Origin of the sequence: Streptomyces anulatus (assembly GCF_014650675.1) — a bacterium.
GTDB lineage: Bacteria > Actinomycetota > Actinomycetes > Streptomycetales > Streptomycetaceae > Streptomyces > Streptomyces anulatus.
The window spans coordinates 95515-114395 of record NZ_BMVK01000014.1 but is presented as its reverse complement, the minus strand read 5'-3'; the positions used below and the strand labels follow the sequence as shown (position 1 = coordinate 114395).

The 18881-nt window shown below is 71.1% G+C and carries 14 protein-coding genes and 1 riboswitch; of the genes, 12 read left to right on the top strand and 2 right to left on the bottom strand.

Going from position 1 to position 18881, the window contains the following annotated elements:
* Positions 1-50 precede the first annotated feature (50 nt).
* The 12 genes from IE272_RS28705 (at position 51) to IE272_RS28650 (ending at position 15205) form a co-directional block, all read left to right on the top strand.
* Positions 51-707, top strand: a complete 657-nt coding sequence (locus IE272_RS28705; protein WP_056703699.1) for a SurA N-terminal domain-containing protein — start codon at positions 51-53, stop codon at positions 705-707.
* 43 nt (positions 708-750) lie between these two features.
* A complete protein-coding gene (locus IE272_RS28700) occupies positions 751-1758 on the top strand; it encodes a nucleoside triphosphate pyrophosphohydrolase (protein ID WP_190008747.1) in 1008 nt (335 codons plus the stop codon).
* Positions 1759-1799: 41 nt separating this feature from the next.
* The gene (locus tag IE272_RS28695) at positions 1800-4184 is read left to right on the top strand and encodes a tetratricopeptide repeat protein (protein WP_190008745.1); all 2385 of its coding nucleotides are present in this window, start codon (positions 1800-1802) and stop codon (positions 4182-4184) included.
* Positions 4181-5512, top strand: a complete 1332-nt coding sequence (locus IE272_RS28690; protein ID WP_190008743.1) for a cytochrome P450 family protein — start codon at positions 4181-4183, stop codon at positions 5510-5512. The genes IE272_RS28695 and IE272_RS28690 overlap by 4 nt, the downstream gene beginning before the upstream one ends.
* Positions 5513-5687: 175 nt before the next feature.
* Positions 5688-6770 (top strand): LysM peptidoglycan-binding domain-containing protein, encoded by a 1083-nt coding sequence (locus IE272_RS28685; protein ID WP_190008741.1) that lies wholly within the window; start codon positions 5688-5690, stop codon positions 6768-6770.
* A 289-nt stretch (positions 6771-7059) separates the two neighbouring features.
* Positions 7060-7242, top strand: a riboswitch (cyclic di-AMP (ydaO/yuaA leader).
* Positions 7243-7247: 5 nt separating this feature from the next.
* Positions 7248-7964, top strand: coding sequence for a transglycosylase family protein (locus IE272_RS28680; RefSeq protein ID WP_190008739.1), 717 nt, complete (start codon positions 7248-7250; stop codon positions 7962-7964).
* A 323-nt stretch (positions 7965-8287) separates the two neighbouring features.
* Entirely contained in the window at positions 8288-9568 is a 1281-nt protein-coding gene (eno, locus tag IE272_RS28675; RefSeq protein WP_050358945.1) for a phosphopyruvate hydratase, read from the top strand.
* A 94-nt stretch (positions 9569-9662) separates the two neighbouring features.
* Positions 9663-10142 carry an FtsB family cell division protein gene (locus tag IE272_RS28670; protein ID WP_050358946.1) on the top strand — a complete coding sequence of 160 codons (480 nt, stop codon included), beginning with the start codon at positions 9663-9665 and terminating at the stop codon, positions 10140-10142.
* 50 nt (positions 10143-10192) lie between these two features.
* Positions 10193-10735, top strand: a complete 543-nt coding sequence (locus IE272_RS28665) for a DUF501 domain-containing protein (protein ID WP_050358947.1) — start codon at positions 10193-10195, stop codon at positions 10733-10735.
* Positions 10732-11685: a Ppx/GppA phosphatase family protein gene (locus IE272_RS28660; RefSeq protein WP_190008737.1), complete on the top strand. Its 954-nt coding sequence runs from the start codon at positions 10732-10734 to the stop codon at positions 11683-11685. The genes IE272_RS28665 and IE272_RS28660 overlap by 4 nt, the downstream gene beginning before the upstream one ends.
* Before the next feature lie 489 nt (positions 11686-12174).
* Positions 12175-13560: an NAD(P)/FAD-dependent oxidoreductase gene (locus IE272_RS28655; RefSeq protein ID WP_073745789.1), complete on the top strand. Its 1386-nt coding sequence runs from the start codon at positions 12175-12177 to the stop codon at positions 13558-13560.
* A 331-nt stretch (positions 13561-13891) separates the two neighbouring features.
* Positions 13892-15205, top strand: a complete 1314-nt coding sequence (locus IE272_RS28650) for a class I SAM-dependent methyltransferase (protein ID WP_190008735.1) — start codon at positions 13892-13894, stop codon at positions 15203-15205.
* Between the two features lie 89 nt (positions 15206-15294).
* Here IE272_RS28650 and IE272_RS28645 read toward each other — a convergent pair whose 3' ends face one another.
* Both IE272_RS28645 and IE272_RS28640 read right to left on the bottom strand, forming a co-directional pair.
* Entirely contained in the window at positions 15295-17826 is a 2532-nt protein-coding gene (locus IE272_RS28645) for an ABC transporter permease (RefSeq protein WP_190008733.1), read from the bottom strand.
* 121 nt (positions 17827-17947) lie between these two features.
* Positions 17948-18718, bottom strand: coding sequence for an ABC transporter ATP-binding protein (locus IE272_RS28640; RefSeq protein WP_050358951.1), 771 nt, complete (start codon positions 18716-18718; stop codon positions 17948-17950).
* Positions 18719-18881: the final 163 nt, after the last annotated feature.

Below are 18881 nucleotides of genomic sequence, written 5' to 3'. Positions count from 1 at the left end.
CACCGCAAGGCTTTGTGCACTGATGCACAAACTCTCCCCGGGAGGCTCCTTTGCACCGCCGTCGTCGCACCGCGCTCGCCGTCCTCGCCGCAACACTCGTCGCGGCGCCGCTCCTTTCGGCCTGCGGCAACCAGACCCACCCCGGCGCCGCGGCCGTCGTGGGCGGCGAGCGGATCGAGGTCTCGGTGGTCCAGGCCCGCGCCGCGGACGTCCGCAGCGCGCAGGACAGCTCCCCGGAGGCCGCCCAGCTGGTGAACAAGTCGGGCCAGCTCAACCGCGCCAAGCTGCACGGGCTGATCTTCGGCCGGGTCCTCGACCGCGCCGCGGCGGACGCGGGCGTCACGGTCACCCGCAAGGAGGTCCAGGAGATGCGGAAGGCCAACCGCGCCCAGCAGGGCGGCGAGGCGCAGTTCGAGGCGATGATGCTCCAGCAGCGCTGGGTCGCCCCGGACCAGATCGACGCCGACATGCGCCAGGAGGTCCAGCTCCCGAAGCTGGCCGCGGCGCTCGGCGCGGACCTGGGCACACCGGCCGGCCAGCAGGTCGTCGGCGAGGCCCTCACCAAGGCGTCGAAGGCCCTCGACATCGACGTGAACCCGCGCTTCGGCACCTGGGACGACCAGAAGATGCAGCTCGGCAACTACAGCGCGCCCTGGATCACCCAGGTCACCGAGTTCGGGCCGCAGGACTCCCCGACGGACGCCTGATCCGGCGGGCCGGAGGCGCCGGGGCCGGAGGTAGGTTCGCAGGGTGAACGCCGAAGCCCCCGACGCCTCCGTCGAGACCCCCGCCGACCCCGGCCGCATCGTCCTGCTCACCGCCAGCCACCGGGTCGCGCCCGGCCTGCTGTCCTGGCCGGCCTGGCAGACGCTGCACGCGGCCGACCGGGTCCTCGTCACCGACCCGGACCACCCGCAGCTCCCCTACCTCCGCGAGGCGGGGGTACGCGTCGAGCACACCGCGCCCTCCGCCGACGAACTGGTCGCCGACTGCGCGGGCGGCCGGACGGTCGTCGTCCTGGTCGGCGGCGAGGGCGACAGCCGCCTGACGGACGGCCTGGCCCGGCTCGGCGGCTCGGGCCGGGTGGCCATGCCGGACCTGGAACTGCTCCCCGGCTCCTACGACCTGCCCGGGGCCCGCCTGCTGGACCTGGTCCAGGTCATGGACCGGATCCGCCGCGCGTGCCCCTGGACCTCGCAGAAGACACACCGGGGCCTCGCCAAGTACGCCATCGAGGAGGCGTACGAGCTGGTCGAGGCGATCGAGGACGGCGACCGGGACGAACTGCGCGAGGAGCTCGGCGACGTCCTGCTCCAGGTCGTCTTCCACGCGCGGATCGCCGAGGAGGATGCCGAGGAGCCCTTCGCCATCGACGACGTCGCGGGCGGCCTCGTCGAGAAGCTGATCCACCGCCACCCGCACGTCTTCGGCGACGCGACCGCCGAGACCCCGGAGGACGTCCACGCGCACTGGCTGCGCACCAAGGCGATCGAGAAGCAGCGCACCTCGGTCACCGAAGGCGTCCCCCTCGGCCAGCCCGGCCTGGCCCTCGCCGCGAAGCTCGCGAGCCGCGTCCGTACGGCGGGCCTGGACGTCCCCCTCCCGACGGGAGACCCCACCGGCGACCCCATCGGCTACGAGCTGCTCGCCCTCGCCGTCTCCGCCGAGGCGAACGGCGCCGACCCGGAGGCGGCCCTGCGCGCGGCGGCCCGGGCGTACAGGGACGCGATCCTGGCGGCGGAGGGCCACGCGGGTTAGTACGGTGACACCAGAGGTCGTACGAGGGGTGGGGGACAGGCGTGGACGCTGAACTGGGTTCGCTGGCCGAGGCTTTAGGCCGGGGCATTGCCGAGGGATCTCCCGACCTGAACGCGCTGCTGAGCGACACCGCGAGCCGAAGTGTCGTTCCCTCGTTGGTGCCACGGCTGAAACAGGTGCTCACAAGATTCCAGGGGAAATCCGGCGAGTGGTCGCTGGTCGCCGCCCAGGACATGTTCGAGATTCTGCGCCTGGTCCGGAGCCGCGACGCCGTCGTGTACGAGGAGCTGAAGGTGATCGCTGAAGCCTTCGCCGAGGACGAGCGGGCGCGCACAGCTCCGGTGCCGCAGCGCGCGCCCGACACCGCCACGAACGCCGACACCGCCACGAACGCCAACACCGTCTCGGGCGGCACCTTCAACGAACCGGTCGTCCAGGCCGGGAGCATCCCCGGCGGCGTACACACCTATTACGGGCAGACCTCGCACTCCGGTCTCCCCCGGGTCGCCGACTGGCCGCAGCTGGACCGGGCCAACGCGATCGCCCTCGGTGTGCGGCGCCCGCGCCGTATCGCGGACGAACGGCCCCTGCCGCGATACGTGGTGCGGGACTGTGCCGACGTCCTGGACGCCCAGGTCCGGGTGGCGGCCCGGGAGGGCGGGCTGGTACTGGTGACCGGCGAACCGCTGTCCGGCAAGACCAGGACGCTCTGGGCCGCCCTGTTCACCAACCTCTCCGGCACGACGAGGATCCTCCACCCGGCTCCCGGCACGGATCTGCGCGGGCTGACCGACGTGCTGCGGGCCCGGGGAGACGCGGAGTGCGTGCTCTGGCTCGATGATCTGGACGGCCACCTCGGCGAGTACGGGCTGACCGCGGCGCTCCTTGCCGAGCTCGCCCGCCTGCGCGTCCCGGTGCTCGCCACCATGAGCGACGAGGCGTACGACGCCCACCGCTTCGGCAGCCCCGCGCACACCCGTCTCCTGAGCGGCGTGGACCCCGTCGAACTGGGCGCGGAATGGTCCCCGGCCGAGGTGGAACGGCTGGCCGCCGCGGCACCCGACGACCTCCGCCTGGCGGGTGCGTACGCGCACCGCGCCCGGCACAGCACCCCCGCGTACCTCTCCGTCGGACCGGAACTCCTGGGCGAGTGGCGCAGGGCCCGCCGCCCGAACGCGCACCCGCTCGGCCACCGCCTCGTGCTGGCCGCGATCGACCTGGCGCGCTGCGGGGTCGACGAGGTCCCGGCTGATGTGCTGCGCGGGGCGAGCGACCTCTACGGCGACGTGGCTCCGGCGTCCTCCGAGGAGTTCGACCAGGCTCTGGAATGGGCGTCCGGCATCCGGCACGGCTCCACGGGCATGCTGGTGCCCGGTGCGGAGGACGGCACCTGGCGGGCGTACGGCTCCCTGGTCGAGGATGCCCGGGACGGGCTGCCGGGGTTCGGGCCGGTCCCCTGCAAGCTGTGGCCGCTCGCCGTCGAGGCCGTGCGGCGCGAGGACGACCTGGAGGCGATGGGCGCGGTCCTCGAACGGGCCCGCGCCGCGCTGGGGCCGGAGGAGGACGACGACCTGGAGGCGCTGCTGACCCTCGGCCGTATCGAGGAGAAGTACGGGGACGGGGAGGCCGCCGAGGGATGGTTCCGCCGGGCGGCGGACGCGGGCAGCATGGAGGCCGCGGGCCTGCTGGGGGGTCTGCTGTTCAACCGGGAGGACAGCGCCGCCGCGATCCCGTACCTGGAGAAGGGCGCCGAGAGCGGGGACACCGAGGCACAGCGCATGCTCGGCATCGCCCTGATGGAGCGGTCGGAGCACTGGCTGCGGGCGGCGGCGGAGCGTGGTGACGGGCTCGCCGCGTTCTGGCTGGGCGATCTGCTCTGCGGCGGTGGGGCCGAGGCGGACGCACTGCGCTGGTACCGGAAGGCCGCCGAGGCCGGCCGGCGGGGCGAGGTCGCGACGCGTATCGGCAACATGCTGCACGATCTGCGGGACTACGACGAAGCGGAGAAATGGTTCCGGATCGCCGTGGAAGAGGGAGACCTGGACGGGTTGAACGGCATCGGCCTCGTGTTCGAAGAACGTGGGTCCCTGGAAGCAGCGGCTCGGTTCTATCAGCAGGCGGCCGAGAGCGGTGACTCGACCGGGGCCCACAACCTCGGAGTCATCATGGAGAACCGCGGCGCGTTGCAGGAGGCCAGGAAGTGGTTCGCCCGCGCCCACGAGCTGGGTGACCACGACGGGGCCTTTCTCCTCGGGGAGTCTCTGTTGGAGGAGAAGCGCTACAGCGAAGCCGAGGAATGGCTCCTCAAGGCCAAGGACCAGGGCCATCACAAGGCCGAACGCGCGCTGGCCGACCTGAAGGCGGCCCGCAGCGGCGACCTGCCCGGCAGCCCCGCCCCCGGCGCTCCCGATAACGTCAAGGCGTGAACGACAGCCCCGCCCCGAGCACTCCCGAGCCCCCCGCCTGCCCCCACCGCGACCCCGCACCGACCCCGGCCTCCCCCGAACTCTTCACCTGGGAGTTCGCCACCGACCCCTACCCCGCCTACGCCTGGCTCCGCGAGCACCGCCCCGTGCACCGCACCGCGCTGCCCAGCGGGGTCGAGGCCTGGCTCGTGACCCGGTACGGGGATGCCAAGGAGGCGCTCGCCGACGCTCGGCTCTCCAAGAATCCGGCCAACCACGCCGAGTCGCCGCACGCCAAGGGGAAGACGGGGATCCCGGGGGAGCGCAAGGCGGAGCTGATGACGCATCTGCTCAATATCGACCCGCCGGACCACACCCGGCTGCGCCGGCTCGTGTCCAAGGCGTTCACCCCGCGCCGGGTCGCGGAGTTCGCGCCCCGCGTGCAGGAGCTGACGGACCGGCTCATCGACGACTTCGTGGAGAAGGGGAACGCCGACCTCATCCACGACTTCGCCTTCCCGCTCCCCATCTACGCCATCTGCGACCTGCTCGGCGTCCCCGAGGAGGACCAGGACGACTTCCGGGACTGGGCGGGCATGATGATCCGGCACGGCGGCGGGCCGCGCGGCGGGGTCGCCCGGTCGGTGAAGAAGATGCGCGGCTACCTCGCCGAACTCATCCACCGTAAAAGGGAGAACCCCGGCGACGACCTGATCTCCGGGCTGATCCGGGCCAGCGACCACGGCGAACACCTCACGGAGAACGAGGCGGCGGCCATGGCGTTCATCCTGTTGTTCGCCGGGTTCGAGACGACGGTCAACCTCATCGGCAACGGGACCTACGCGCTGCTGCGCCACCCCGAGCAGCGCGCCCGGCTGGAGGCCTCCCTGGCGGCGGGGGAGGACGCGCTGCTGGCCACCGGCATCGAGGAGCTGCTCCGGTTCGACGGGCCGGTCGAGATGGCGACCTGGCGGTACGCCACCGAGGCGCTGACCCTGGGCGGCGAGGAGGTCGCCGCCGGGGACCCCGTACTCGTGGTGCTGGCGGCGGCCGACCGCGACCCGGAGCGGTTCACGGATCCGGACACCCTGGACCTTGCACGGCGTGACAATCAGCACCTCGGATACGGGCACGGCATCCACTACTGCCTGGGGGCGCCGCTGGCCCGGCTGGAGGGGCAGACCGCGCTGGCCACACTGTTGAGACGCCTTCCTGACCTGCGACTTGCGGGAGAACCTGACGATTTGCGCTGGCGTGGCGGGCTCATCATGCGTGGACTGCGCACCCTTCCGGTCGAGTTCGAACCGGGGAGCCGATCCGAAAAAAGTGACACAGTGTCAACTCTGTGACTTTCACGTGATCTGCGCTGCATCGACTTGTGACACACGTTCGAGTCCCGCTAGGTTCACGGTTCGACGCGTCGGTCGCACGTTACTCACGCGTCACTTGTGCGCCGAAGCAGGCACGGAATCCGCTGCGCGGCGCTCAGGTCACTCGCTTGTCAGTCGCACGGAAGGCATACCCATGGGCTCCGCGAACGGCAGACACCGCCGCCCTCGCCAGGCACCCGCCATCATCGTCGCCGCAGGCGTGACGGGATCGGCCATCGCCATCCCGCTGCTCGGCGCAGGCGGCGCGCAGGCCGCCGAGGCCACCACCTGGGACCGGGTCGCGGAGTGTGAGAGCGGCGGCATGTGGAGCGCCGATCTCGGCAACGGCTATTACGGCGGGCTCCAGTTCTCGCAGGAGACCTGGTCGGCGTACGGCGGTACGGCGTTCGCGCCCCGCGCCGACCTCGCCAGCCGCTCGCAGCAGATCTCCGTCGCCGAGAAGGTCCTGGACGACCAGGGCCCGAAGGCGTGGCCCAGCTGTGCGGTGATCTCCGGCCTCGCGGTGGACGGCAGTCTGCCGGGCGTCGACCCGGGCACCTCGCCGTCCGCCGACCCGTCCGCCGATCCGTCGGCGGACCCCTCGGCCGACCCGACCTCCACCCCGACCGACGAAGCGGACGCAACCGGCGAAGCGGGTGAATCCGGCAAGGGTGACAAGGGTGATGAGGCGGACAAGGGTGGTAAGGGTGACGGGGAGAAGGGGAGCGAGGCTCCCGACTCCTCGGTGACGCCCACCGCCCCGCCGGCCTCCGACGCGCCCGACGCCTCGGACCCCTCCACCGCCCCCGACGCCTCGAAGGGCGAGGACGGCAAGGGGGGCAAGCACCGGGGCGCCCCCGCGCCCGAGGAGGCCGACGCGGGCCAGGAGGACGGTCCCCGCGAGTCGGGCCGGCACGCCTCGCGCGGCGACGGCGACGCGCGGGACGGCGGCGCGGCGACCGCCGGCGCGTACACGGTGCAGCCCGGGGACAGCCTCTGGGCGATCGCCGACGCGCAGGAGATCCCCGGCGGCTGGACCGGCCTGTACGAGACGAACAAGGGCCTCCTGGGTTCCGACCCGGACCTGATCCTGCCCGGCCAGAACCTGGACCTGGGCCTGGACCCGAGTGCGGACAAGGGCGCGGACAAGGCCGCGGACAAGGGCGCGGACAAGGCCGCGGACAAGGGTGCGGACCGGGCCGCGCCGGAGGGCGCCGAGACACCCGCCGCCAACTGATCGAATTCGGGAAAACACCCCGAAAACCGGGGCAGTTAAGAGACCTATGTCCACTTTTGCGTAAGTGAGACATGGGTCTCTTTGCTTCAACTCACGCGTCTCGCCCGGCCGGTCCGGGCGTATCGCCCCCGACCTGCGGAAACGGCCCACCGGTCATGGTGAGTTCGGGTCGATTGCCCCCTATGTCCATCTTTGAATGTCGGGGTTGCCTGTGTTTACGGTCGGAGCCGCTCGCACCGCGGGCCCCGTCGACCGTCACGCCGAATCCTGCCGTCGGTCGAAGGGAACAGACGCGTAAGCGCCGTAGGCAGGAGCGGGGGACCCAGGTAAGCCGCCGGGTCCGGACGCCTCGTCGAACCGACGGGGACGTACGGGACCGGCTAGGGGTGAAGTCGTGAGCAGCACCGCGCGACCGGGCAACTCATCAGCCCGAACCCGACAGCTCACCTCGTAGGCGTCGGTGAGGAGATTCGTTCCATGCTGCTGAACAGCAAGGGCAAGCACCGCCGCCCGTCCAAGGTCACCCGTATCGCCACCCTCGCGGGTGTCGCCGGTGCCGCCGTCGCCGTCCCGCTGATGGGTGCGACCAGCGCGTCCGCCGCCTCCGTCGAGACCTGGGACGCCGTCGCCCAGTGCGAGTCCGGCGGCAACTGGTCCATCAACACCGGCAACGGCTACTACGGCGGACTGCAGTTCTCGCAGTCCAGCTGGGCCGCCGCCGGCGGTACGCAGTACGCCTCCCGTGCCGACCTGGCCTCCAAGGACCAGCAGATCGCCACCGCCGAGAAGCTCCTCGACCTGCAGGGCCCGGGCGCCTGGGCCTGCGCCGGCGCCGGCGGCCTCACCAACGACGGTGTGGACCCGGGCGTGAACACCGGCTCCGGCTCCGGCGAGAGCAAGCCCGAGCAGGCGCAGCCCGAGCGTCAGGCCGAGCAGCCCACCACGCGCTCCGAGCAGCGCACCGCTCCGCAGGCCGAGAAGAAGGCCGAGAGCAAGAGGACCGTCACCACCCCGACCGGCGAGAAGGTCCAGAAGGGCGACGGCGAGTACAAGGTCGAGGCCGGCGACACCCTGAGCAGCATCGCCCAGGCGGAAGGCGTCAAGGGCGGCTGGAGCAAGCTCTTCGAGCTCAACGACGACATCGTCAAGGACGCGGACCTGATCTTCCCGGGTCAGCAGCTCCACCTGAAGTAATCGCCGTCTCTCCTCCCCGGAGGAGAAGCGTCCGGCGGCACTTCTCCTCGCACGGCTTCCCGGCCCGGCGCGCGCTTCCCCCCAGCGCGCCGGGCCGGGTTCTTCGTGAGCGGCGGGTGCCGGTGGGCCCGCATGCGTTCACCTCTTGTTGTTACCGCTCAGTAGATTTCTAGAGTTTTGTCCCGTTGTGCAGGTCCTTGGGTCCTTTTTCGTCCCAGGAGGCGGGCGGTCGGCTGGCCGACGCGGCCGGGCCCGATAGGCTCGTGCCGCAAGGCCACAGTGACCCTGCACAACCAGTGTCAGATCCCAGAAGGAGATGCCTCGTGCCGTCCATCGACGTCGTCGTAGCCAGGGAAATCCTCGACTCCCGCGGCAACCCCACGGTCGAGGTCGAGGTTGGCCTCGACGACGGCAGCACGGGCCGTGCTGCTGTTCCGTCCGGCGCCTCCACCGGTGCGTTCGAGGCCATTGAGCTTCGCGACGGTGACCCCAACCGCTACCAGGGCAAGGGCGTCGAGAAGGCCGTCCTCGCCGTCATCGAGCAGATCGGCCCGGAGCTCGTCGGGTACGACGCCACCGAGCAGCGCCTCATCGACCAGGCGATGTTCGACCTGGACGCCACCGAGAACAAGGCCTCGCTCGGCGCGAACGCCATCCTCGGCGTCTCGCTGGCCGTCGCGCACGCCGCCTCCGAGGCGTCCGACCTGCCGCTCTTCCGCTACCTCGGCGGCCCGAACGCGCACCTGCTGCCCGTTCCGATGATGAACATCCTGAACGGCGGCTCGCACGCCGACTCCAACGTGGACGTCCAGGAGTTCATGATCGCCCCGATCGGCGCGGAGTCCTTCTCCGAGGCCCTGCGCTGGGGCGCGGAGGTCTACCACACGCTGAAGAAGGTCCTCAAGACCAAGGGCCTGTCCACCGGACTCGGCGACGAGGGCGGCTTCGCCCCGAACCTGGAGTCCAACCGCGCCGCCCTGGACCTCATCGTCGAGGCCATCAAGGAGGCCGGTTACGTCCCGGGCCGCGACATCGCGCTCGCGCTCGACGTCGCCGCGTCCGAGTTCTACAAGGACGGCGTCTACGAGTTCGAGGGCAAGTCCCGCTCGGCCGCCGAGATGACCGAGTACTACGAGGAGCTCGTCTCCGCGTACCCGCTGGTCTCCATCGAGGACCCGCTGTACGAGGATGACTGGGCCGGCTGGAAGGTCATCACCGACCGCATCGGCGCCAAGGTCCAGATCGTCGGCGACGACCTCTTCGTCACCAACCCCGAGCGTCTGGCCCGCGGCATCGAGGAGGGCTCCGCCAACGCCCTGCTCGTGAAGGTCAACCAGATCGGTTCGCTGACCGAGACCCTGGACGCCGTCGAGCTGGCCCAGCGCAACGGCTTCAAGTGCATGATGTCGCACCGCTCCGGCGAGACCGAGGACGTCACCATCGCCGACCTCGCCGTCGCCGTGAACTGCGGCCAGATCAAGACCGGCGCCCCGGCCCGTTCGGACCGCGTCGCCAAGTACAACCAGCTGCTGCGCATCGAGGAGATCCTCGACGACGCCGCGGTGTACGCGGGCCGCTCCGCCTTCCCCCGCTTCAAGGGCTGACCCGTAGCCGTAGGACGGTAGCCTCCGCCCGTCCCCGCACCCGGTCCCGTACCGTGTGCGGGGACGGACGTGTGTGATGGGGAGGCGGGGAGACATGGCGGGCAAGGATCGCGACCGGTTCTCCACCGCGACCAGGCTGCGCCTGCTCGGCGAGCAGACCGCGGCCCGCGTGTACCGGTCCCAGAACCGCCGGCAGGCCCGCCGCTCCCGGCTCACCGGCCGGGCCGCGTTCCTGGCGCTGGTGCTCTGCTCCCTGGTGGTGGCGCTCGCCTACCCGATGCGGCAGTACGTCTCCCAGCGCGACGAGATCGCCGAGCAGGAACGGCTCTCGCAGCAGGCGGAGCGGCGCACCGAGGAGCTGCGGGACGAGAAGGCCCGGCTCCAGGACGACGCGTACATCATGCGGCTGGCCCGCCAGCACCTCCACTACGTCCTTCCCGGGGAGACCGGTTACACCGTGGCCGACCCCGACGCGGCTCAGGACCGCCGCGGCGAGCCGGGCGCGAGTGGCCGCCCGTGGCACTCGAACCTCTGGGACGGCGTGGACAGCGCCGACCGGGCCGACCGCGACTGACCGACCCGCACATCCACCTCTACGAGCTTCCGAGCAGAACCAAGGCAGGCATGGAAACGCCCCCTCCGCAGACCGAGTCCACCAAGCCCACCGACGCGGACATCGCCGCGTTCGAGCAGCAGCTCGGCCGCCCGCCGCGCGGTCTGCGCGCCATCGCGCACCGCTGCCCGTGCGGCAACCCGGACGTGGTGGAGACCCAGCCCCGTCTGGAGGACGGCACGCCGTTCCCGACGACGTACTACCTCACCTGCCCCCGGGCGGCCTCGGCGATCGGCACGCTGGAGGCCAACGGGGTCATGAGGGAGATGACGGCCCGTCTGGAGACCGACCCGGAGCTGGCCGCCGCCTACCGGGCCGCGCACGAGGACTACATCACCCGCCGCGACGCCATCGAGGTCCTGGAGGGCTTCCCGAGCGCGGGCGGCATGCCGGACCGGGTGAAGTGCCTGCACGTCCTGGTCGGCCACTCGCTGGCCGCCGGCCCCGGGGTGAACCCGCTGGGCGACGAGGCCATCGCGATGCTGCCCGAGTGGTGGGCCAAGGGCCCCTGCGTCACGCCGTGCGGCGAGGGCTCCGAGGGACAGGGCGCATGACCCGGGTCGCCGCCGTCGACTGCGGCACGAACTCCATCCGGCTCCTGGTCGCCGACGTGGACCCCGCCACCGGCTCCTTCACCGAGCTGGACCGGCGCATGACGATCGTCCGCCTCGGCCAGGGCGTGGACAGGACCGGCCGGCTCGCCCCCGAGGCGCTGGAGCGGACGTTCGCCGCCTGCCGCGCGTACGCGGCGGTCATCGAGGAGCTGGGGGCGACACGGATCCGCTTCGTCGCCACCTCCGCCTCCCGCGACGCCGAGAACAGCGCCGACTTCGTGGCCGGGGTCCGGGACATCCTCGGCGTCGAGCCCGAGGTGATCACCGGCGACCAGGAGGCGCAGCTCTCCTTCGACGGGGCCACCAAGGAGCTGGCGGGCAGCGACCACCTGGCGAAGCCGTATCTGGTCGTCGACATCGGCGGCGGCTCCACCGAGTTCGTCCTCGGCTCGGACCGGGTGGAGGCGGCCCGGTCCGTGGACATCGGCTGCGTACGGATGACGGAACGTCACCTGGTCGTGGACGGGGCCGTCGTGGACCCGCCCAGCCACGAGAGGGCCGCGGCGATCCGCGCGGACGTAGACGCCGCCCTCGACCTCGCCGGGAGGACCGTGCCGCTCAAGGGGGCCGGCACCCTCGTCGGCCTGGCGGGCACCGTCACCACGGTCGCCGGAATCGCGCTGGAGCTGTCCGAGTACGACTCCGCGGCCATCCACCACTCCCGGGTCACCCGCGGCCAGGTCCGCGCGATCACCGAGCACCTGCTCCGCTCCACCCACGAGGAGCGCGCCGCGATCCCCGTGATGCACCCCGGCCGGGTCGACGTGATCGGTGCGGGGGCGCTCGTCCTGCTCGCCGTGATGGAGCGGACAGGAGCCCACGAGGTCGTCGTCAGCGAGCACGACATCCTCGACGGGATTGCCTGGAATGCGGCAGAGGACCCTCAGTAGCGCTTCGGGCGACATCCTCGACGGCATCGCCTGGAGCGCCGCGTAGCCCTGCGGGCAGCCCCTCCGCCGCCCGCTCAATCGCGTCGTCACCTGCACCGTTGAGCCCCGATCCGGCCCCTCGGGGCCGCTTCGGGGACCCCTCCGGGGACACGCCGCGAGAAACTTCGTGAACTTCTTCACAAGGAATTGGGCCCTGTTGGTCGCGGTTGGGGCCCGTCGGGCCGGAACTGGTCGCCCCGGAGGGCGTGCGGGGGTGCTGCGCACGCGTTCCGGGAGCGTTGCGTCCGCATGAAGGGGAGGGGTGGTCCACCCCTCCCGAAGGGTCAAGGGCCAGCTCACAAGCGGTGAACAACGTTTCCCGCGGTGCTGTGGTTCCCTTTCGTACCCATGACCTGGGTCACGTGGGCGGCGAAGTGTAGCAGAGGGTCGGTCAATCCTTGTGAAGGGGCTCACGAGCACCCCCCTGGGGCGGGGTGGATACTCGATGGCATGAGCACCACGGAGCGTCCCAGGATCCTCGTTGTAGGCGGTGGGTACGTAGGCCTGTACGCAGCTCGTCGCATTCTGAAGAAGATGCGATACGGAGAGGCGACCGTCACGGTCGTCGACCCGCGGTCGTACATGACGTACCAGCCCTTCCTCCCCGAAGCTGCTGCAGGCAGCATCTCGCCTCGGCATGTCGTCGTCCCGCTGCGACGCGTGCTGCCCAAGGCTGAGGTTCTCACCGGTCGTGTCACGACCATCGATCAGGACCGCAAGGTCGCCACGGTCGCGCCGCTCGTCGGCGAGGCCTACGAGCTGCCCTTCGACTACCTGGTCATCGCGATGGGCGCGGTCTCCCGTACCTTCCCGATCCCCGGCCTCGCCGAGCAGGGCATCGGCATGAAGGGCGTCGAGGAGGCCATCGGCCTGCGCAACCACGTCCTGGAGCAGCTGGACAAGGCTGACTCCACGACCGACGAGGACGTCCGCCGCAAGGCGCTGACGTTCGTCTTCGTGGGCGGCGGCTTCGCCGGCGCGGAGACCATCGGCGAGGTCGAGGACATGGCCCGCGACGCGGCGAAGTACTACACCAACGTGAAGCGCGAGGACATGCGCTTCATCCTCGTCGACGCCGCCGACAAGATCCTTCCCGAGGTCGGCCCGAAGCTGGGCGCCTACGGCAAGGAGCACCTGGAGAGCCGCGGCGTGGAGATCTACCTCTCCACCTCGATGGACTCCTGCGTCGACGGCCACGTGGTGCTGAAGAACGGCCTGGAGGTCGACTCCAGCACCATCGTGTGGACCGCCGGTGTGAAGCCGAACCCGGCGCTGGCCCGCTTCGGCCTGCCGCTCGGTCCCCGCGGCCACGTGGACACCTCGGAGAAGCTCCAGGTGCAGGGCACCGACTACATCTGGGCCGCGGGCGACAACGCCCAGGTGCCGGACATGGTCGGCCGCCGCGCCGGCAACCCGAATGCCTGGTGCCCGCCCAACGCCCAGCACGCGCTGCGTCAGGCGAAGGTCCTCGGCGACAACGTGATCTCCGGCATGCGGGGCTTCCCGCAGAAGGAGTACAGCCACGCCAACAAGGGTGCGGTCGCCGGTCTCGGCCTGCACAAGGGCGTCGCGATGATCGTCATGGGCAAGGTGAAGATCAAGCTCAAGGGCCGTCTCGCCTGGTACATGCACCGCGGCTACCACGGCATGGCCATGCCGACCTGGAACCGCAAGATCCGGGTCTTCGCCGACTGGACGCTGGCGATGTTCCTCAAGCGCGAGGTCGTCTCGCTCGGCGCCATGGAGACGCCGCGCGAGGAGTTCTACGAGGCCGCCAAGCCGGCCCCGGCTCCGGCCGCCGCCAAGCCCGAGGGCGAGAAGGCCAAGGCCTCCTGACCCCCCGGTGAAGCGCTCCGCGGGGAGCGCACCGTACGACGCCCGAAGGGGCCGTCCGCCATCCGTGGTGCGGACGGCCCCTTCGGCGTATCCGGGCGCGGCCCCGGACCGGGGGCCGGCGACGGGCGGTGGCCTGTTCCCGCCCATATGGATGGCGCATACATGCGTTTTGCCGATTCGTTGCCCGGTAGCGGGATGACGGAGTGTGCGAGGAGAGTTGACGCAGGTGTACCTCGCTGGGGCGCCCGGGGTGTCGCGGCGGGGTTACGAGCATGTCTGTTCGCTTGGTGATTGTTGTGCTTGTCGGGGAAACACCACGGAGGTGTGCGCCATGGCAGACGCCGCGTCGCGGCTGACCACTCTTGCCGAAGAGTTGCTCTCGGAACCCCTGCCGGTCCGTATCCGGGCCTGGGACGGCAGCGAATCGGGGCCGCCGGGCGCCCCGGTCCTCGTGATCCGCCACCGCCGCGCCCTGCGGCGGCTCCTGTGGAAGCCCGGCGAACTGGGCCTGGCCCGCGCCTGGGTGGCCGGCGAGATCGATGTCGAGGGCGACCTGTACGAAGCGCTCGGCCATCTGGCCGGGCTGCTCTGGGACCGAGGCGCCGACGCCAAGGATTCCGTCCACCCGGTCCGCGACCCCAAGGTCCGCGCCTTCGCCCGAGGCCTCCTCGACCTCGCGGGCCCCTGGCCGCCGCCGGCCCCGCCCGCCGAGGAAGTGCGCCGCCGCACCGGCCCGCTGCACACCAGACGCCGCGACAAGGAGGCCATCAGCCACCACTACGACGTCGGCAACGACTTCTACGCCCTGGTGCTCGGCCCCTCCATGGTCTACTCCTGCGCCTACTGGCAGGACGGGGGGACCCTGGAGGACGCCCAGCGCGACAAGCTCGACCTGGTCTGCCGCAAGCTCGGCCTGAAGGAGGGCGACCGGCTCCTGGACGTCGGCTGCGGCTGGGGCTCCATGGCCATCCACGCCGCCCGTGCGTACGGGGCGCAGGTCACCGGCATCACCCTCTCCCAGGAACAGGCCGCCCACGCCCGCAAACGCATCGCCGAGGAGGGCCTGACCGACCGGATCGAGATCCGGGTCCAGGACTACCGGGACGTCCGCGACGGCCCGTACGACGCGATCTCCTCGATCGGCATGGCCGAGCACGTCGGCTCGGTCCGCTACCGGGAGTACGCCGATGACCTCTACGCCCTGCTGAAGCCCGGCGGGCGGCTCCTGAACCACCAGATCGCCCGCCGCCCGGAGAAGGACGAGGACGCCTACCGCATCGACCCGTTCATCGACGCCTACGTCTTCCCCGACGGCGAACTGGCCCCGCTCGGCCGCACCCTGGCCACCCTGGAGGAGGCCGGCTTCGAGGCCCGGGACGTCGAGGCGCTGCGCGAGCACTACGCGCTGACCCTGCGCCGGTGGGTGGCCAACCTGGAGCAGCACTGGGAGCGGGCGGTACGCGCCACCTCCCCGGGCCGGGCCAGGGTCTGGCGGCTGTACATGGCCGCCTCGGCGCTCTCCTTCGAGCACAACAAGATCGGCGTCAACCAGATCCTCGCGGTGCGCCCGCTGGACGGCGGCGGCTCCCGGATGCCGCTGCGCGCCCGCACCTGGACGGAGTCCGCCGGGGGCACGGGCGCCTGACCCGTACGCGTACGGCAACGGGCGAGGGGCCGGCGCCCCGCTTCGCAGCGGGGCGCCGGCCCCTCGTCGTCCCCTGTTCCGGGCCCGGGTTACTCGGTCTTGATCGCCGTCAGCATGTTGAGCTTCGCGGCGCTGCGGGCGGGCCACAGCGAGGCGAGGACGCCCACCAGGCAGGCGAGGAGCAGGAAGACGCCGAGCCGGTCCCACGGGATGACCAGCGCGTAGCCGGGGATGTTGGCGGACAGGGTCTGACCGATCGCCCAGCCGAGGAAGACCCCGAGGCCGACCCCGATCACCGCGCCGAAGAGCGAGATGACGACGGCCTCCAGACGGATCATCCGCTTGACGCGGCCCCGGTCGAGGCCGATCGCACGGAGCATGCCGATCTCCTGCTGCCGCTCGAACACCGACATCGCGAGGGTGTTGACGACGCCGAGGACCGCGATCAGCAGGGCCATGGCGAGCAGCCCGTACATGATGTTCAGGGCGGTGTTGATGAAGCCGCCGAAGCTGTCACGGATGTCCTGCCGGTCCATGACGCTCATCGCCGGGTTGTCGCCGAGCGCGTTCACGATCGACTTCTCGTTGGCGTCGGTCGCGCCGCCGTCGGCCTTGATCCAGATCTCCCGGATCTCGGGACGGGTGGAGGTGCTGTGCTCGTCCGCCAGCGCCTTCGGGATCACGAAGGGCGAGAGGAAGTCGTTCTCCTCGTAGAGCGCCCCGACGGTGATCTTGCCCTTCTTGTCGTCCTCGAACGTCACCGGGATGGTGTCGCCGGTCTTCCAGCCGTGGGTCTTGGCGGTCTTGGAACCGACCGCGACCTGCCCGTCCTTGAGCGAACCGAGCGAACCGGAGACGGTCTTCAGCGCGAAGACCTGCTCCACGTCGCCCGGGGTGACGCCGGAGGCCGAGTAGCCCCCACCGTCGACCTCGAACCAGGACGGCACCTGCGGGGAGAGCGCGGAGATGCCGTCGGCCTTCTCCAGTGCGGTGAGCGCCGACTGGTCGAGCGGGCCGCCGTTGGCCATCGAGATCAGGTAGTCGGCCTTGATGTTGTCCGTGGTCATCTTGTCGATGGCCTGGCCGAGCGTGACGCCGAGCACCGAGATGCCGGTGACCAGGGTCAGTCCGATGGCCAGCGCGGAGGCGGTGGCTCCGGTACGCCGCGGGTTGCGGACCGCGTTCTGCGAGGCCAGCTTCCCGGAGACGCCGAACAGCTTCTTCAGCAGCGGCCGGACCAGCGCGATGACCGGGCGGGACAGCAGCGGGATCAGGATGATGACGCCGATCAGGGCGAAGAACGCGCCGCCCGCGACCAGCTGCCGGCCGGACGTGCCGCCGGCTCCCGCGCCGCCGACGATCCCCGCGGCGCCGATCAGCGCGATCACGCCGCCGATGGAGTTCCGCAGAACCAGGGACTTGGTGGAGGCGGTGGCGTGCACGCTGCTCATCGCGGCCACCGGGGCGATCTTCGCGGCCCGGCGGGCGGGCAGCCAGGCGGCCAGCACGGTGATCAGGATGCCGACCGCGAAGGCGGATCCGACGGCCGTCGGCGAGACGACCAGCGGCCCGGCGGGGATCTTGCCGCCCAGGAGGCCCATCGCGGAGCGCAGGCCGGTGGCGAGGCCGAGGCCGAGGGCGAAGCCGATGACGGAGGCGAGCGTGCCGACGACCGCCGCTTCCAGCAGCACCGAGCGCTTGACCTGGCGGCGGGTGGCTCCGATGGCCCGCATCAGGGCCAGCTCACGGGTCCGCTGGGCGATCAGCATGGAGAAGGTGTTGGCGATGAGGAAGATGCCGACGAACAGCGCGATGCCCGCGAAGGCCAGCAGCATGCCGTTGAGGCCGGCCATCCCGCTCTCGATGTCCTTCGCCTGCTGGTCCGCCAGCGCCTTGCCGGTCTGCGCGGAGGCGTCCTTCGGCAGCAGGGGCTTGATCGCACCCAGCAGCTTCTGGTCGGAGACGCCGCCCGCGGCGGAGACGGTGGCGCTCTGGAAGACGCCGGGCTTCAGGTAGAGCTGCTGGGCGGTCGCGGTGTCGAACAGCACGAGGCTGCCGCCCGCGTTGACCGCGCCGTCCTCGGTGGTGAAGATCCCCGAGAGGGTGTACTCCTTCACCGGGCCGTTGGTCGCGACCCGCACCGGGTCGCCGACGCGGTACTTGCCCTTGCTCGCGGTGTCCTTGTCGAGCGCGACCGAGTCGTTCTTCGCCGGGCCCGAGCCGTCGGTGAAGACGTAACTCGCGTCCTTGCCGTCCTTGCCGGGGGCGAAGTTCGCGCCGGTGTTGGACCAGCCGTTGCCGATCAGCTTGCCGTCCGGGTCGGCGACCCCGGCGAAGCCGGAGACCCGCCCGGTGGCGGAGGCCACGCCGTCCAGGCCCCGGATCTTCTCCAGGGTGGCCTCGTCGATGCCGGGGGTCTTCTCGTCGTCGCCGGCGAACGTCTCCAGGGAGACGGCGACGTTGTCGTAGCTCTTGGCGGACTGCTTGCGGAAGGCGTTGCCGAGGGTGTCGGTGAAGACCAGGGTGCCGGAGACGAAGGCCACGCCGAGCATGACGGCGAGGACGGTCATCAGCAGCCTGGCCTTGTGCGCGAGCACATTGCGCAGGGCGGTACGGAACATGTCTGTGTGTCCTGGGATGGGTTCCGGAAGGGGGACGGGGGCGCGCGGGGGCGGCGGCCGGAGTACGGCGGGCGCCTGCGTCAGCCGGTGCGGCAGCCGGGTCGGCCGGCCGCCTGCGGCGTCAGCTCGTGCGGCCCTTCGCGTCGAACGCCTTCATCCGGTCGAGGACGCCGTCGGCGGTCGGGTGCATCATCTGGTCGACGACCGCGCCGTCGGCGAGGAAGATGACCCGGTCCGCGTAGGAGGCGGCCACCGGGTCGTGCGTCACCATCACCACGGTCTGGCCCAGCTCGCGCACCGAGTTGCGGAGGAAGCCGAGGACCTCGGCGCCGGAGCGGGAGTCCAGGTTTCCGGTCGGCTCGTCGCCGAAGATGATCTCGGGCTGCGAGGCCAGGGCGCGGGCCACGGCGACGCGCTGCTGCTGACCGCCGGAGAGCTCGGTCGGGCGGTGCTTGAGCCGCTCCGAGAGCCCCACCATGTCGATCACCTTCTGGAGCCACTCGGCGTCCGGCTTACGGCCCGCGATGTCCATCGGCAGGGTGATGTTCTCCAGCGCGGTGAGCGTCGGCAGCAGGTTGAACGCCTGGAAGATGAAGCCGATCTTGTCCCGGCGCAACTGCGTGAGCTGCTTGTCCTTCAGCGTGGACAGTTCGGTCTCGCCGATGCGCACCGAACCGCTGCTGAAGCTGTCGAGCCCGGCGACGCAGTGCATCAGCGTCGACTTGCCGGAGCCCGAGGGGCCCATGATCGCGGTGAACTCGCCCTGCGGGAAGTCCACGGTCACCTGGTTCAGGGCGACGACCTGCGTCTCTCCCTCGCCGTAGACCTTCGACAGCTCCGTGGCGCGGGCGGCCACCGCGGTGGCGCGCTGAACGGTGGGGGTGATGGTCACAGGGACGCTCCTGTTCGGGTGATGCGGATACGGGGACGGTGCTGAGGCGGGGCGCTGACGCCATGCCTCGGGGACTTACTCCATCCTTACGTCCCGATCGCGCCCGGTCGTCACCCCCGATGCCCGTTCCCATGGCCGTCTTGAGTCGCATCGAGGGCGTGAT